The sequence below is a fragment of the Bacillus sp. M5A3_1b genome, assembly GCF_053345335.1.
The window spans coordinates 293,757-310,612 of sequence record NZ_JBKEZY010000002.1 but is presented as its reverse complement, the minus strand read 5'-3'; the positions used below and the strand labels follow the sequence as shown (position 1 = coordinate 310,612).

Below are 16,856 nucleotides of genomic sequence, written 5' to 3'. Positions count from 1 at the left end.
AAACTTAACATAACTCTCATTGTTGTATTAATAATATTAATAATCAATAGTGAATATCTTACTTGTAGAATGTCCTTTTCTTGCAAAAAGTATGAATGTGAAAGAAAAGCTTTACACTATAGGAACGACTACGTTATTATAATAAATTTAAAAGGAGGTATATTCTTCCTTTTGAAAAGAAGAGTGTAAACAAACGAAGGAAGTGAACGAATGAAATTGAAGAACACTCACTTAAAAAAAATGCAGGAGTGGTTCAACAAGAGGAAGAAACTTCGTAATTCATTAATTGTATTAGGGAGTTTACTCGCTACTCTATTTATTGCTATAAATATAATAATTTCCATTCAAGACATATCTGAATTAAAACAAGCTGTTCCGCAACCGACCTTAATTTATGATGCAAATAATGAAGTTGCGACTAAATTAGCTTCTTCTAAAACAGAAGGTATTAAAAGGGGAAATATTCCTGATATTATGGTTCAGGCAATTGTTGCAGTAGAAGATAAGGAGTTTTTTAACCATCACGGTATTTACTATAGTGGAATTATAAGTGCAGTTTTTAAAAATATTACAGCAGGAGAAGTTGTAGCAGGGGGAAGTACAATTACACAACAACTTGCGAAAAATGTATTTCTGACACAAGACCGCACATACTCTCGAAAAATAAAGGAATATTTTTTAACAAAAAAAATAGAGCGTACGTATACAAAAGATGAAATTATTGAAATGTATATGAACCAAATTTATTTTGGCGAAGGTGCTTGGGGTATAAAAAGGGCAGCTAAATCTTATTTTGATAAAGATGTAAAAGATTTAACGGTTTCAGAGGCTGCAACGATTGCTGGCTTGATTAAAGCACCGTCTGCATATTCACCATATAAAAACTTTAATAAGTCAATCGAACGACGTAATGTTGTATTAAGTTTAATGAAAGAGCAAGGATATATTTCTGACGAGCAGTATAATAAAGAAAAAGAGAGCGGTCTTGTGTTAAAACGTGGTGTGGATGATAAATACAAGGGGAAATACTCTCAATATGTAGATTATATTGTTAGGGAAGCTATGGACAAGTACGAATTAACACAAAATGAAATTTTAGCAGGTGGTTATCGTATTTACACAGAGCTTGATCCGAAAAAACAACAGGCTGTAGAAGACGTTGTGAATAATGAGAGTTATTTCAAAGATAATGGCTCAGACCAGCTTATGCAAACGGGTGTAGTTCTTATGAATCCAAAAACAGGTGGTGTACCAGCTTTAGTTGGAGGTAGAGGACCGTATCAGTTTTTACAGTTTAACCATGCAACCCAATTAAAAAGACAACCTGGCTCAACGTTAAAGCCTCTGGCTGTATATGTACCAGCGTTAGAGCAAGGGTATGAAGTATACGATATATTAAAAGATGAACCATTTAATATTAAAGAATATAAACCACAAAATAGTGATCACACTTTTCACGGTGATGTGACAATGTATGAAGCCGTGGCAAAGTCGTACAATGTTTCGGCTGTTTGGCTATTGGAACAAATTGGATTGGATAAAGGGTTGAAATCTTTAGAGCGATTTGGTATTCCATTAGTGCCAGAAGATCGTACGTATCCAATTGCTTTAGGTGGGATGCATGTTGGGACCTCTCCATTTGTAATGGCTCAAGCATACAGTACATTTGCAAATGACGGTGTCCAAGTGGAAGCTCATGCGATTAGAGAGATACAAAATGCTGAAGGTGAAACAATTGGACAGTGGTATAAGAAAGAGACACGAGTGACGAGCGAGAAAATTGCTCAAAAGATGACATATTTATTAAAAGGTGTTGTCGAAAAGGGAACGGGCGAAAAGGCGAAAGTTAATAATGTTGATACGGCAGGGAAGACAGGAACTACTCAAATTGTAAATGGACCAAGCACCGGTGCAAAGGATTCATGGTTTGTTGGATACACACCAGATTTAGTAGGTGCGATTTGGGTAGGATTTGATAAAACAGATAGCGATCATTATGTTCCAGGGGGGAGTCAAATTACGACGACAATGTTCCGGGATATTATGAAAAAAGCGAATGCCAATCCAGCTCAAAAAGCATTCCAGTTATCGCTCATATCTGAGGCTGATTATAAAAAACAATTGAATACAATAGAAGAGGAAAAACGAAGAAAAGAAGAAGAGAAGAAAAGGAAAGAAGAGGAACAGCAAAGAAAAAAAGAGCAACAAGAGTGGCTCGATAAAGTAAAAGAATGGATTCCTTCACTTTGGTAAAAGAAAGAGGCGAATAACGAAATTCGCCTCTTTTTCGTATGAGAAATTAAGTGAACTTTTAATCGGTGGGAAGAGCTGTATCTATCCTTACGAGTTGTTAGCCCATATCAATTGGGATAAATAGTATTACTCGTTAAGTGTAACATTTGTACTGCCAAAGGATTGAGAATCGTATGTGATAATTATTTTTCCTTTACTAATAGGCTCGTAAGGTAATTCTTCTTCGTAAACACCATTATTTTCATTATGGATAGAAAGCATGATTTCATCAATTTCTTTATTTGTATACTGAACTTTAATCGTTTCAGCAATTTGAAGTAACGCTTCGGAACTAGCAGCTTTCGTAATAAGCATTCCTTTTATAACTTTTTTTTCATTATTTGAGGCATTGGAATAAGGGATGTTGCTTTGTTTTGTATACAAAAGTTTGTATGGAACAGTTTTTCTCTCTGCTTTTGATATAGTGGAATATTTTAGAGTTAAAAAAAATCCTACACATAAAATAATGCATACCATAAGAGCAACCCAAATGCGTATTAGTGACATAACTCTCATTTTCATCCCTCTTTCATATCTTTGACTTCACTATTTATCATACAAAATGAGGATTAAGACAGAGTAAATTTGAGGTAAAGAAACGTAAAGAAGGAGCACTTATCCTCCCAAATAAGTGCTCCTTTCTATATAAAGAGAGATTTAATACACAGTCAATTAAACATATCACTATAAATATGATTATTCGGCAAAAATTAGTAAATTCGGAAGACAGTTAGTACTGCAGTGGTTTCACCTGTGTTTGGAATAGAGATAGTGTTTGCTGTAGGTTGTACAGAGATTGTTGTGCCAGCTGTTAAAGTAATAATCGTTGAGAAAGAAACCGCACTACCGATAACGTTAGTTGAGAAATTACGAGTAGGTGGTTGGCCGTTAAATGAAAGACCGAAACCAAATGGTGAAGAGCCTGGGAAGGTTGTAGACGCGGAGAAGTTAATATCGTATACACCAGTTTCTAAAACAGTTAGAGTATCAGAGCCGTTAAAGGAGATGTTTGTTAATTCGAATGTTTCATTGAATTGTATATTGCTTCCTGGTGATACTGTTTGCGCATTTGTGTTACCTAAGACAGCTGTAGTTACAGGAATTGGAGTACCCGCTGCACCTGTTGCGCCAGCTGGTCCTTGAGCGCCAGTAGCACCTTGAGCGCCAGCTGGTCCTTGAGCACCAGTAGCACCTTGAGCGCCAGCTGGTCCTTGAGCACCAGTAGCACCTTGAGCGCCAGCTGGTCCTTGAGCGCCAGTAGCACCTTGAGCGCCAGCCGGTCCTTGAGCGCCAGTAGCACCTTGAGCGCCAGCTGGTCCTTGAGCGCCAGTAGCACCTTGAGCGCCAGTAGCACCTTGAGCGCCAGCTGGTCCTTGAGCGCCAGTAGCACCTTGAGCGCCAGCTGGTCCTTGAGCACCAGTAGCACCTTGAGCGCCAGCCGGTCCTTGAGCGCCAGCCGGCCCTTGAGCGCCAGTAGCACCTTGAGCGCCAGCTGGTCCTTGAGCGCCAGTAGCACCTTGAGCGCCAGCTGGTCCTTGGGCACCAGTAGCACCTTGAGCGCCAGCCGGTCCTTGAGCACCAGTAGCACCTTGAGCGCCAGCCGGTCCTTGGGCACCAGTAGCACCTTGAGCACCCGCTGGACCTTGAATACCTTGAGCACCCTGAGGTCCAGTAGCGCCTTGAGCACCCGCTGGTCCCTGAGCACCTTGAGGTCCTTGGGCGCCAGTAGCACCTGTTGCGCCAGCTGGTCCTTGAGGTCCAGTAGCACCTTGAGCACCCGCTGGTCCCTGAGCACCTTGAGGTCCTTGAGCGCCAGTAGCACCTGTTGCGCCAGCTGGTCCTTGAGGTCCTTGAGCACCAGCCGGTCCTTGAGGTCCAGTAGCACCTTGAGGTCCAGTAGCCCCAGTAGCACCTGTTGCTCCTCCTCCAAGGCAACCTGACCCGTATTGAACTAGGATAGTTTGGATCTCTGTTATGAGTTTAACTAGTTTGTCGATAGTGCAGCAATCTACTTTGAATAACTTAGCGATATACAATAAATAATTAAGCAAGCTTTGTAGCTCAACGTACAATGCTCCGCATGAGAAAGGTTTTGTTTTTAAAATAGTTAATAGATTAGCGATAATAGAATTTCCAATTTGTTTTTGTGCTGGAGATAAATCTAAGCAATTGAGGAATTTTTGTAGGTTATTTAGGGCAGTAATCAAGTTATCGATATTATTTTGAGAAGGGTTTTGAAAGACAGCTTGAATAGCTTGGCCAAGAGCTTGAAGAAGTCTAACGAATTCTGTAAGTTCGGACTTAGAGATGTTAATATAACTACAAGCTCTGACTTCGCAACAATCATTACCATAAAATACTTTTCCTTTATTTTTATTGTTCATCTTTTCATTCCTTTCTTTCATAGAATCAATAGTCGTTACTATATATTAAAATGAAATTTATACTAAATTCGTGATGGACAAACTACCATTTCTAAAAAAATAAGAAATTGGCCCTCTTAGCAAAAATAAGTAAGATAAAGAGAAGGTTTATATAATGTAAAGACGAAAAATTCAGCATAAAAAACTGCATGCTAATTGTTGTAGGTATTTAACAATTGGCATGCAGTTTGTGGAGGAGTACCTCATTTGTAGTCATTTAATCTTTCAAGGGTTGTTTTAGGTAAAATTGGAATTGAAATAGTGAAAGTTGTACCATCTTGATTACTGGTCATTTTTAATGTACCGTTATGATTTTGAATAATTTTCTTCGTTACTGACAAGCCCAGTCCTGTGCCCGAATCTTTTGTTGAGAAGAATGGATCAAAGATATACTCTTGAATGGCTGTTGGAATACCAATTCCATTATCAGTGAAAGTAATACGAACAAAATTATCTAGACGATAACTAGTAATTTGGATAGAAAGTTTTTTTTCACCTTGAGCATCGACAGCATTCTGAAATAGGTTTAAAAAAACTTGTACAAGTTCATGACGATCAATATGGACTAATACATCATCTAATTCGGTAGAAAAATTATAATCAATTGAAATATTATGTAAAAAGACTTCACTAGCTAGTAACTGTTGAATATACTCACGTAAAAATGTATTAATAGGAAACGGTTCTCTTGTAAATTCGCGTGTTTTTGAAATAGCTAAAAATTTTGTAATAATACTATTTGCGCGGTCTAATTCAGGAATAAGTAAGTTTTCAAATAATTCTTTATTAGATGGAGAAACAGTTTCTTGTAAAAATTGTAAATAACCTCGTACGGTTGTAAGAGGATTACGTACTTCATGTGCAATCCCAGCTGCAATTCGCCCTGCTAAAGAAAATTTCTCTGCATCACGTTCTGTGTTTAAATAATGAAAGACACTAATAACTCTAAAAATCTCTCCGTTATAATCACGAATAATTCGGTTATTTAAAATGCCATAGTTTTTGTCTAAAACTTCTTCATTATATATTTCTGTTCCAGTTCTTAATGTTTCAAGAGCTTTAATTTTTTCTTCTGGCAATTGTAGTAATTGTTGAATTGGCTTTCCGATTATATCATTTCGTACTACACCAAAATCATCTGCTGCAGCTTGGTTACATAAAGTGATATTTCCTTTAGCATCAACAAAGGTTACATGATGTGAAAAAGCATCAAAAATATGAATGAAGTATGTTTCAAGTTGCTCAAATAAAAATAATGAATCGCAAGTAAGTTGAAAATCAGCCTCTTTATTCTCTTTTTTTATGTTTTGAATGGAATGAGTCGTTCTCGTTTTCTTTATTTGTAAACCAATATGTGAATTTTTGTATGTGAAATGATGTGGTAATTCATTCACAAGTTCTTCATAAAAACGTACTTTATTTTCCAATTCTTCTATTCGTTTTTCATGAGATACAATATCATCGTTTGGAAGCATAAATAAATAACCCCTCAATTTAAAAATTCTTCCATCTAGTATATCATATTTTTATACGGATACTCTTAAAGAAGGGGCTACTTAATAAAATTGATTAGCTGAAGTGTTCGGGAAGTGAGTAGAATGAATAGAAGGTGAAGTTAAAAAGGGAGGGATATATTTGCTTTTCATTGGAGTGACAGGGTGGGGAGATCATGATTCTTTATATATAGATCCCTATGAAAATAGAAATAAATTACGAACATATAGTGAGTATTTTCCTATAGTGGAAGTGGATAGTTCATTTTATGCGATGCAACCTGCACGAAACTATACAAAATGGGCAATGGAAACACCGAAAGATTTTGCTTTTATAGTAAAAGCATATCAAGGAATGACAGGACATATGAAAGGTGAAATCCCTTTTTCTACGTTTGATGAGATGTTTGATGTGTACAAACAATCTATTCTGCCTTTAATAGAAGCTGATAAATTAAAAATGATTTTATTTCAATATCCACCATGGTTTGATTGTAAAAAGAAAAATGTGAATTTTCTTCGATATACGAAAGAAAAAATGGAAGGTTTACCGTGTGCCATAGAATTTCGAAATCAAACATGGTTTTATCCCGAAATGAAAGATAAGACGATACAGTTTCTAGAACATGAGAAATGGATTCATACCATTTGTGATGAGCCGCAGGCCGGGATAGGTTCGGTACCTCTCGTATTAGAAGTAACGAATGCAGAGATGGTGTTAATACGTTTTCATGGTAGGAATGTTCATGGGTGGCTTGATAAAGGGGAAAATTGGAGAGCGGTTCGTTGCTTATATCGCTACAACAATAAAGAATTAGAAGAATGGGTAGAAAGACTAGAGCAATTAAAAAAGAAGACAAAGGACATATATGTACTATTTAACAATAATTCGGGCGGAGATGCAGCGGATAATGCGAAACAGCTTATGAAAATGATGGACATTACATATGGTGAGCCGAAGCCTGAGCAATTAAATTTGTTTGAATGATAATAAACAAGAAAGGCACTGTACAAACAGGGGGAATGTACAGTGCCTTTCTATATGAAAAAGAGGGGTAACAATGTTACTGAGCGTTTGGTTGATTCATCAATTGTTGGCTTCGTAATAAATGATAATGGTTATCATTATCATTGTCAATAGTTTTCCGAAAAATAAATAAAAAACTTTTTATGAGACATTAACGGGTAGGAAGATTCCTGATAAAAGGTTTGGCTGAAGCAAAGAAGTTTTTCAGGGGAGAATGCTAGTAAACTCCTAATAAAGTATCAAAAAAAGAACAGCAATTAATGCTGTTCTTTTCCAGTGACGAATTGTTGTAAATCAAAAGGAGTTATCGCTTGGATAAACTCTTTTGAGATAAGTGTTTGAACAAGAGTACTTTCAGAAATGGAAGCGCCTGTTTTCTTTTCATAAGCTTGTTTTAATAAATCAAGTTTTTCAGCCGTATCTTTCGGTAATTCAATTGTTAATGTGTTCATAATTTCTCCCCCTTACTATTAGAGTACCACTACAATATAGGAGAGACAAGAAAAGAGAATGTGAAACATAAAAAAGGTTACCATTTATAAATGGTAACCTTTTTTATGTATAAGAGTTATTAAGCAATACCGATATACTTTAAAGTTTTTGATGGAGTACTATGATCAAAGAAGTGTTGTAAAAATGCGATATCAACACCTGATTTGTATGCACAATATCCCCAAGTTTTTCGAAGTGTATGTGAGCTAATCCCTTCTAATCCAACTTCTTTTGCAGCTTTGTTTAAAATGTACCATGCATGTTGTCTCGTAATAGATTTCGTTCCTTTTTGAGACTTTAATAATGGTTCATTACGTTTCCAAGTTTTACGTTCTTTCATGTAGTCTTCGATCGCGTGCTGCAAGTCTTCATTTACAGCAAACCATTTATGTTTCTTTACTTTTTCATTGTAAAATAAAATGGAATGGCGAACATTTTCATTTTCATCGATTACATCACTAACTTTTAATTGTAAGATTTCACTTACTTTTAAGCCAGAATTTACAGCTAATACGAATAATAAGCCATCACGTTTCGAAGATTGTAAAAGTATATTTTTGATAGTTTCTAATTGTTTTTCATTTTGAATAGGTTGTCCTGCTTGTTTCATTTCACGCACTCTCCTCATTTATGTGTGTAAAGGAAAGGATTAACTTGTTTCCTACTATAAAGGGAGAGTGTGAATTTCATGTGAACTCCTAGTGAAATTAAGACAAATTATTTGACTTCTTTTACTTTTTGTAAATTAAAGTAGAATACAACACTATTAGTCGTGTTATATACACCGTACTCGGCATGGTGGAGGTCTAAAATGTTTTTTACAATTGATAACCCGAGACCGGTACCTCCAGTATGACGGCTACGAGATGCATCTAAACGGTAGAAACGATCCCAAATTTTTTCAAGACTTTCTTCAGGGATAGGGTTTCCTGTGTTTTCGATTTCGAATTTCACTATATCTTCCAGTTCTATAACGGAGACGTGTATTTTTTCTCCATCTGGCGTATAGCGAATTGCATTGCTAAGTAAGTTCACAACGACTTGCTCAATACGACTACGATTCGCGTTAACGAATATAGAAGAGTCTACATCTACGTTCACTTGTAAATGCTTTTCCTCCATGCTAAATAATAACTTTGTATAGACTTGTTGAATTAATTCACCGATTGAGAATGTCGTCATATCTAGTTTGTACGTACCAGATTCTAGTTTTGCTAATTCTAACATTTCAACAATAAGTCTGTTCATGTTTTCTGTTTCTTCTAAAATAACATCTGTGTAATACGTCGTATCTTTACTAACGCCATCTTTAATTCCTTCTGCGAAACTTCTAATTACACTAAGTGGAGTTTTTAATTCGTGTGATACACCAGAAATGAATTCTTTTCGCGTTTTCTCTAATTGACGTTCACGTTCAATATCTTGTTGTAATTTTGTATTGGCAACATTTAATCGATCGATTCGGTCTTTTAAGTTTACAGATAACGTATTAATACTACCGGAAAGCCCGCCAATTTCATCGTCTGCTGTCACAGGTAATTTTTCACTAAAATCAAAATTGGCCATTTTTTTTGTAACGCGATTCATTTTAATTAATGGTTTCACAATGATTTTTGAGTAGTAGAAGGATAATAAAATAATTACGAGAAATACGATGATTAAGGCATAGACATAATAATCCTTTAAAACGAGCATCGCTTCATTAACAGGTTGTAAAGATGCTATCGCAAAAGCGTATTCTGTAATTTTTCCATTTTCCACAATAGGTTTTACAAAGATACTATTTTTTATATTCTCTCCACCATCTATTATATAAGTGTTTAATTGGTGTGAGTTAGCAGTGCCATTTCTAATAATCTCTGCAAAATATTGAACGGCTTGTAATGTTTCAAAATCATTTGCAAGACGAACATCTGCTTTGGATGGAAGCTGTAACTTAGATACGATACCAGTAAACTCAATTTGAGTCACAGTTTTGGATCGGCTTGTAAGTCTATTTTTAGCAGGGTTTCCATTAATGGATTGAAAATCTGAGTTGACATTTTCGTTTTGCCATCGATTATAGTTTGTTGTCAATTCTAGTGGTGTTATGGTGGAATCTTGTACAAAACCGACGACGTTTATCATCCCATCTTTTTTCAATCCTAAGTTTTCGAATTTATTATATTCTTCTGGCGTTAAAACATTATTGAGTGGAATGGAATATGCTTTATTATTTTTAGGATTAATTACATCAATGTAGAAATTATTGTCACTTTTAATAATGCCGTTCGTATTTAAAAACTGCATTTCAGCATTTGTTTTGTCATGAAATTCTTGTTTTAATTTTCGAATTTCCTCATAAGTTTTACCACTTTCTTCGTAAGTATTTACGAACTTCTCAAAAGCAGTTTGAACTGTTTTTACTTTTTTATTAATGTAAAATTTCTCTAAAAATAGAGATTGTCCTAAGAAAAAAAGGAGGAATATGATTGTAAATAATGTTGATGTTAATAAAAATAGTTTAAAGACGATACTTCTGTTTTTCACTGCGTCACCTCTTGTGAGAAATACTGTAAATGATTTCTTAATTATAACAAACGTTACAAAAAAGTAGAGGAGAAAATCTGTCTCTTCTGAAAGTAGTTTTTAATAAAAAGTCACATAAAAAGAACTCGACAGACGTATGACGAGTTCTTTAATGTATTATTGTTGAATTGCTGCATCTAAAGCGATTTCAATCATTTCGTTAAATGTAGTTTGACGCTCTTCAGATGTTGTTTCTTCACCAGTGAAAATGTGATCGCTTACTGTTAATACAGATAACGCATTTACACCGTATTTCGCTGCTAATGTATAAAGAGCAGTTGTTTCCATTTCTACTGCTAGTACACCATAATCTCCAAGTTTTTTAACCATGTCCATGCTTTCGCGGTAAAATAAATCTGCTGTTAAAACATTACCAACACGAACGTGTAAGCCTTTTTCAGTTCCAGCATCGTAAGCTTTCTTTAAAAGGTCAAAGTTTGCAGCTGGTGCAAAATCAAAACCTGGGAATGTTAAACGGTTCATATTAGAATCCGTACAAGCTGTCATTGCAATAATAACGTCACGTACTTTTACGTCTTTTTGAATCGCACCGCAAGTTCCAACGCGAATTAAATTTTTAACTCCGTAGCTTTGGATTAATTCGTTTACATAAATAGAAATAGAAGGAACACCCATACCTGTACCTTGAACAGATACGCGTATTCCTTTATAAGTTCCAGTGAAACCTAACATACCACGCACGTTATTATAGCAAGTAACGTCCTCTAGAAATGTTTCAGCGATATATTTTGCACGTAATGGATCACCAGGTAATAGAATAGATTCAGCAATTTCGCCTTGTTTTGCTTCAATATGTACACTCATGAAAAGTCCTCCTTATAATGTATTGATAGAAATCAATATCATTTGCATTATACACTATCAATCCTTTCAATTAAAATCTTTTAATTATTTGTAATATGTGCAAAGCAGGAGGATTTCATAAATCATAATCTAGAATATATATGTAAGAAGTTTTGTATAAACAGAGACAATAAAAATGGTAGGTGATATTTTGAAAAATCTTGTCATTGGACTTGTTGCTTTACTATTTATTGTAGTAGGCGGATTTTACATAAAAAAGTATCAGGAAACTACAGAGACTGTAGGTGATGTTCAGGAAGTAAAATGGGATGTGTCAAATGGAAAAGGAAATGAGAAAGTAAATATTTTGTTTCAATTACTAAATAATAAAAATAACGAAGTTCGTGGTGTGAATGATCAAATTCGGGCAGTTATTGTAGACGGACAATTAAAACATGTACAACAAATGAAACCTACATTTGCAGGGAATGGATCATATAAGGTATCTTCCAACATAGCGAAAGATGAAAGATATACAATATTTTTATATGAAGACAAAAACAAGTCTGTGAAATCATTTGCGAAGAAAGATTTTGGGAGAGAAATAGAGGAGAAAAATAAGAAAAAAGTAAAATTTCCAATCGATAGTGTGCTTACAAAAAAAATAGGGGAGTATGAAGTTTCTCTATTATTTGGTGCATTACATCCGAATGAACCAGCGACGTTAACATTTCAATTCCAAGCGAAAAAGGGTGAGAAATTGAAATTACATTCAGAGAGAGGAGAAGTGGCAGCGCTCTATATCGTGGACGAAACGAGAGAAAACTTTTTATACGCAATACCTGTTGATACAGATGAGCAATTACAATACCGTATTACATTTCCTATAGAAGGAACGTATAAAATATGGGGAGATTTCTATATAAATGGTAAGAAATATGAAAAAGAATTTATTGTACAAGTTCAAAAAAGAAAAAACAGCTAAATGTTTAGCTGTTTTTTCTTTTTCCTATTAATTTTGTTACAGAGAGCATTGTAATTGGTAAAGAATGATTCTTTCTAAATGCTAAATATTTACCGCTCCATGCTGGTTTATATTTTTCTTTAAAATGACGTAGCCCGCTGAAGCTATACGTATAACGAACATTATTAAAGATGGCAGCAGCAACTCGTTCGGACCAAAAAGATTGTGTCGATAAACCTACATTTGAAAGTGGTGCCATACCAATATTAAAGGAGTGGTATTCATTTTCTTTTGCCCACTGGAATAGGTGGATGAAAATTGCATCCATAATGCCGCTAGGTGCATCTGGATAATAGCGCATTAAATCAACAGACAATGATCCGTCTTGATATACGGGCATAAAGGTTGTAAATGCAATGATTTTTCCATCAGCATCACATAATGTAGCGATAGGTGCTCGGCTAATATATTCACGATCAAAGTATCCGAGTGAAAAACCTTTCTCTTTTTTTCCGCCGAGCCACGCATCTGAAACTTTTCTTAACTCTTCAAATAATTCGTTTGAGAATGGTGGCTGATGAATAGAGAATGTATAGCCTTCTCGTTCGAAACGGTTGAAAGTCGCTCGCATACCGGCTCGTTTTTTTCCTGTTATTGTAAATGTGTTCAAATCAACGACAGCTTCTTCACCAAGTTTAAAGAAGTTGTAACCAAAATCATGATATAAACTCATCCATTTACTTTCTATTTGGTAGAATACACAAATGTATCCAAATCGATCAGCCTCAGCTAAAAACTCTTGTAACACAGTACGGTAGGAGGAAGGATCCCCAATTGGATCACCTAGCACAACGAGACGTTTTCCAGTTATAGAGAAGAGAAGGAGCGCTTTCCCATCACTACTGAAGAAAAATTGTTTATCTCCTAAAAATCCTAAATGACTAAGTACATTACCATCATGTTCATCTAAAAAGTTTTGCAACCTTTTATCATTAGCTGGTTGCCCGGGAAATTCATTTCGATAACGATTGGCAATGAGTGAGCCAATCAGTAAAAATGTAGGAACGAAAAAGGCAGCTGCTAATGCACTTCGTTTCACTTGCGTAATATTACGAACGACAAAATCAGGTTTAAAAGCTTCTTTCGCACCTGCAAATAAAATACCTAAGTTTTTATATAAATATAAAGTTATGAGTAAGAATATAAAAACTTTTACCATATCAGAAAGTGAGACTTCCATTTTCTCGCGTACAAATCTTTTACGAAGCATATATAATACAGCGAGTACGATTAATAAAATAAACGTCTCTTCAATATCAATCCCTTTTAGCGTATTAAAGATGGCTGCTCCGATTAAAGAAATAATCGTCATATAGTAAGAACGCTTTGTTCCATAATATATCCCTCGCGAAAGGATCAGGAGGAGAATACCAAATGTTAGTGATAAGCTAAAAGAAAATTGAATAAGATGTTTTGGAGCTAGAATATGTAAGGCGTGTGCTCTGTTTATACTTGTCGGTAGAATGGTCGATAAAATAACCATTAATCCAGCAAATACTGTTAAAGCAGCAGAGGCCCATGAACCTAGTTTTCCTAGAAAATCACGCTGCAAAGTCCATATAACACCAGTTGTTTCTAATGCAGGCGCAATAAAAGGTTTATCTTCAAACTTTTTAATGGCCACGCCTGTCATTTCAAAAGCTGCAAAAATAAGACCAAGGCAGAAAGGTAAAATGTAATAGACGAGGCGATATAATAACATAGCAGGTAGTAATACGCCTGTATCAATGCCGTATTGTCCGAGCCCAGTTAAAAAGACAAGATCAAATGAACCAAGTCCACCAGGAACGAGACTAACAACACCAGCTAAAGCAGCAATTACATACACACCTAAAAACTTTTGAAATTCGATATCGATACCAAATAATATTAGTATGACGTACATAACAATACCGGCAGATACCCACTCAACTAATGAAACTAATGAGTATAAAACAGTTGGATTTTTTTCTTCTTCCCCTTCTTCTTGCCCTTCGGTTTGCTTTGGTTTTCTATTTTTTAGTTTAGAAAAGCCAATGTATATAGGGACGAAAAGGGCGAAGAAAATAAGAACAGGCCATAGCCACGGTTTTTCATGCAAAATAAAACTTGTGTCTAATATTCCAATAAGACCGAGGAAAGAAAGAATTGCGAGTCCGTTAATAAAAGCAGTTGTCATCCAGGCGATACTTTTAATAAGTTTGCCATTTTCTTTTATGTATGGACGATAAAGCATTGTGCGTACACCAGCTCCAACGAGACCACCAAACCCAATAAATCCATTTAAAGTATTAGCAATCCATGAGATACGAAAAATCTTTTGGACTGGTATATCAGCTTTTAAATAACGAAGCATAACATAGTCATAAAAGAACATTGTTGATACGGCAAATGCACCAAGTGTAATTGCTAAAAAGACTCCTCCGGTTGGAATGTTTTTAATTGTATTGATTGCTTCTAAAAAAGAAATGCCTGCTAATTCTTTTTTTGCTTGAAAGAATACAATTGTTAATACAACAAATGGGAAGATAATTTTCCCGATTTGTAAGAAACGTTTCCATGAAAACGACATAAATACAACTCTCCTTGTATAAGAAAACTGAGACAATAATATTATTATGACAAACTTCAAGAAAAATAAAAAGGTAAATTCCTGTATAGAGAAGCTATTTTTTATATGGGTCATATTTAAAAGAGTATTTCGTTTGTCAGAAAATTAAGTTAAAATGAATTGAAAGAAGGAAGAGAGGGGAAGTAGATGATTATAATAGGTTATGCGGGATATGAGTTAGAGAAAGCGAAACCTAATACATCAGAAGATTTCTTTAATAGATCTGAAGTGACATATATATTAAATAATAAAGAGAGAACTTTTTCCGTTTTATACGTTCGATATTTTGAAGAAGTTTTACAAGAAATTACTCCTTTTAAAGGAAATCCAGTATGTAAAGTAGAAGAACAAGACATATATTTACGGGATATTGTAGCGATATGTTGTTTACTGAAAGAGAATGAGCATCGCATGCAAAAACGTTTATATTTAAATAATATAGAAGCATTCCAACAATATTTTGATGAGGAAACAGTGGTGAAAGTACAAGAAATATTAGCTGAATTACATAAAAATAAAAGAGTAGAAATAGCGTGAAATGGCAAAGGAGAGGGAAAAAATGTCTAATCTAATGGTTGAAAATCAAACAGAACAAGTTTCTATGTTTTTAGAAGATGTTATTACTTTAATAACCAATTATGTAAATTATCATACGTTGCCTTCTTTATTAGAAGAAAAACCAGCAGGGAACGAGCAATATTATAAAGGGTTATTAGCATCAATAAGACGTCTTCTCGTTTTTTGTGAAGAAGGACATGATGCATGTTTTGTTTTGTTAAATAGCCAGCCATTTCGAAAAACAGCAGCTGAGAAAATTTTATATAAAATTTATCATCAAGTAATTGCAGAGTTTTTCTCACCAAAGAGTGATCATTGGTATGAAAATAGTCGGTCTGCCTATACTGGGAAGAACTCCATCGTTTTTCAACAAACGCCACCAGCATCTATAGAGCAAGTGATGAAGAGTTTAGAAGGAAAATTTCAATTGATGCGTGAAGAACTAGAATATTATGAGACGGATTACCAAACAAAGATGTTACACAAATATTAATTGCGAAAAAGAAGCTAAGGGGACTTAGCTTCTTTTCCTTTTGTACAGTTATATAAGGGATTTCCTTTGAATATATTTATGGGGATAGCATTAAGGAGGTGTAACATGAGTCAGCAAGGTGTATTTACAGATTACTTTCATGAAGTAGAAAGCTGGTGTGAAAGTGTTCTTCACGTATTAGATAGCCGTGCAATGGAAGTGTATGATGTCCATATGCTTGCTTATAAAATTCAAACGTTATTAGATCGTATGAAAGAGCATGAGTATGATACAGATGCAGAGTTTATGTATGAAATAAGTGATGATGTAGAACATATTCAGCATCATTTGCAGGAAGTATTCGTGCAAGGAGAAGAGGAATATGAACTATATGAAAGAGGGGATAGTGAACGAGCTGTTCCAATTGGAGGGCATACACTTCCGCCATTACCTTATCCGTATAATGCGTTAGAACCGTATATTTCTAGAGAAATTATGATGTTACACCATGATAAACATCATCGCAGTTACGTGGAAGGGTTAAATAAGGCAGAGAAAATGATGGAAGAAGCGAGAAAAACAAATCAATTTGATTTAATTAAGCATTGGGAAAGAGAAGCGGCTTTTCATGGATCAGGTCATTACTTACACACGATATTTTGGAATAACATGAAAAAAGATGGTGGCGGAAGTCCAAGAGGGGCTCTTTCACAACAGATTGAACAAGATTTTGGGAGTTTTTTACGTTTTCAAAAACATTTCACAGAAGCAGCTTCTAAAGTGGAAGGATCAGGCTGGGCGCTTCTCGTTTGGGTACCACGATCTGGAAGATTAGAAATTTTGCAGAGTACACTTCATCAATTATTTACACAATGGGATACGATACCGCTCCTCGTGCTAGACGTGTGGGAACATGCGTATTATTTACAATACCAAAATCGAAAAGATGAATATATTAAAAACTGGTGGAATGTTGTAAATTGGCCTGATGTAGAAAAAAGATTTGAAAGTGCGAAACAAATTGAATGGACACCGTATTAGACGCAGGTTCTCTGCGTCTTTTTTATTAGAAGGAGAAAGAGATTTTGTTCATATTTTAAAAGGCCAAGCATA

14 protein-coding genes are annotated in these 16,856 nt (G+C 35.1%); 6 read left to right on the top strand and 8 right to left on the bottom strand.

Annotated features, from left to right (window positions below; translation table 11 throughout):
- Positions 1-210: 210 nt before the first annotated feature.
- Positions 211-2,253 carry a transglycosylase domain-containing protein gene (locus ACLBWW_RS07765; RefSeq protein ID WP_048544856.1) on the top strand — a complete coding sequence of 681 codons (2,043 nt, stop codon included), beginning with the start codon at positions 211-213 and terminating at the stop codon, positions 2,251-2,253.
- A 126-nt stretch (positions 2,254-2,379) separates the two neighbouring features.
- Here ACLBWW_RS07765 and ACLBWW_RS07760 read toward each other — a convergent pair whose 3' ends face one another.
- From ACLBWW_RS07760 to ACLBWW_RS07750, 3 genes are all read right to left on the bottom strand, one after another.
- Positions 2,380-2,808, bottom strand: a complete 429-nt coding sequence (locus ACLBWW_RS07760; protein ID WP_048544855.1) for a hypothetical protein — start codon at positions 2,806-2,808, stop codon at positions 2,380-2,382.
- 194 nt (positions 2,809-3,002) lie between these two features.
- Positions 3,003-4,676, bottom strand: coding sequence for a Gly-Xaa-Xaa repeat protein (locus ACLBWW_RS07755; RefSeq protein ID WP_447613972.1), 1,674 nt, complete (start codon positions 4,674-4,676; stop codon positions 3,003-3,005).
- A 242-nt stretch (positions 4,677-4,918) separates the two neighbouring features.
- Entirely contained in the window at positions 4,919-6,190 is a 1,272-nt protein-coding gene (locus ACLBWW_RS07750) for an ATP-binding protein (protein ID WP_048541879.1), read from the bottom strand.
- Between the two features lie 160 nt (positions 6,191-6,350).
- On the opposite strand from ACLBWW_RS07750, the gene ACLBWW_RS07745 reads away from it, so the two are divergent.
- Complete coding sequence (locus ACLBWW_RS07745) at positions 6,351-7,196, top strand: DUF72 domain-containing protein (protein ID WP_048541881.1); 846 nt, start codon at positions 6,351-6,353, stop codon at positions 7,194-7,196.
- A gap of 296 nt (positions 7,197-7,492) precedes the next feature.
- Here ACLBWW_RS07745 and ACLBWW_RS07740 read toward each other — a convergent pair whose 3' ends face one another.
- The 4 genes from ACLBWW_RS07740 to deoD form a co-directional block, all read right to left on the bottom strand.
- On the bottom strand, positions 7,493-7,687 hold the full coding sequence (locus tag ACLBWW_RS07740) for a DUF3924 domain-containing protein (protein ID WP_001094854.1): 195 nt from the start codon (positions 7,685-7,687) through the stop codon (positions 7,493-7,495).
- A 119-nt stretch (positions 7,688-7,806) separates the two neighbouring features.
- Positions 7,807-8,337, bottom strand: coding sequence for a tyrosine-type recombinase/integrase (locus ACLBWW_RS07735; protein WP_000806236.1), 531 nt, complete (start codon positions 8,335-8,337; stop codon positions 7,807-7,809).
- 107 nt (positions 8,338-8,444) lie between these two features.
- A complete protein-coding gene (locus ACLBWW_RS07730) occupies positions 8,445-10,256 on the bottom strand; it encodes a sensor histidine kinase (RefSeq protein ID WP_048541883.1) in 1,812 nt (603 codons plus the stop codon).
- 156 nt (positions 10,257-10,412) lie between these two features.
- Positions 10,413-11,120 (bottom strand): purine-nucleoside phosphorylase, encoded by a 708-nt coding sequence (gene deoD, locus ACLBWW_RS07725; RefSeq protein ID WP_447613971.1) that lies wholly within the window; start codon positions 11,118-11,120, stop codon positions 10,413-10,415.
- Between the two features lie 175 nt (positions 11,121-11,295).
- Between deoD and ACLBWW_RS07720 the strand changes: the two genes are divergently transcribed.
- Positions 11,296-12,084 (top strand): hypothetical protein, encoded by a 789-nt coding sequence (locus tag ACLBWW_RS07720; RefSeq protein WP_141545817.1) that lies wholly within the window; start codon positions 11,296-11,298, stop codon positions 12,082-12,084.
- A gap of 4 nt (positions 12,085-12,088) precedes the next feature.
- On the opposite strand, the gene mprF is transcribed toward ACLBWW_RS07720, so the two are convergent.
- Positions 12,089-14,674: a bifunctional lysylphosphatidylglycerol flippase/synthetase MprF gene (mprF, locus tag ACLBWW_RS07715; RefSeq protein ID WP_048541887.1), complete on the bottom strand. Its 2,586-nt coding sequence runs from the start codon at positions 14,672-14,674 to the stop codon at positions 12,089-12,091.
- Positions 14,675-14,860: 186 nt separating this feature from the next.
- Between mprF and ACLBWW_RS07710 the strand changes: the two genes are divergently transcribed.
- The 3 genes from ACLBWW_RS07710 to ACLBWW_RS07700 all read left to right on the top strand — a co-directional run bounded on the left by ACLBWW_RS07710 (position 14,861) and on the right by ACLBWW_RS07700 (position 16,784).
- On the top strand, positions 14,861-15,250 hold the full coding sequence (locus ACLBWW_RS07710; protein WP_048541889.1) for a hypothetical protein: 390 nt from the start codon (positions 14,861-14,863) through the stop codon (positions 15,248-15,250).
- A 22-nt stretch (positions 15,251-15,272) separates the two neighbouring features.
- Positions 15,273-15,764 (top strand): YpuI family protein, encoded by a 492-nt coding sequence (locus tag ACLBWW_RS07705; protein ID WP_000067570.1) that lies wholly within the window; start codon positions 15,273-15,275, stop codon positions 15,762-15,764.
- A gap of 105 nt (positions 15,765-15,869) precedes the next feature.
- Positions 15,870-16,784: a superoxide dismutase gene (locus tag ACLBWW_RS07700; protein ID WP_000082674.1), complete on the top strand. Its 915-nt coding sequence runs from the start codon at positions 15,870-15,872 to the stop codon at positions 16,782-16,784.
- Positions 16,785-16,856 lie beyond the last annotated feature (72 nt).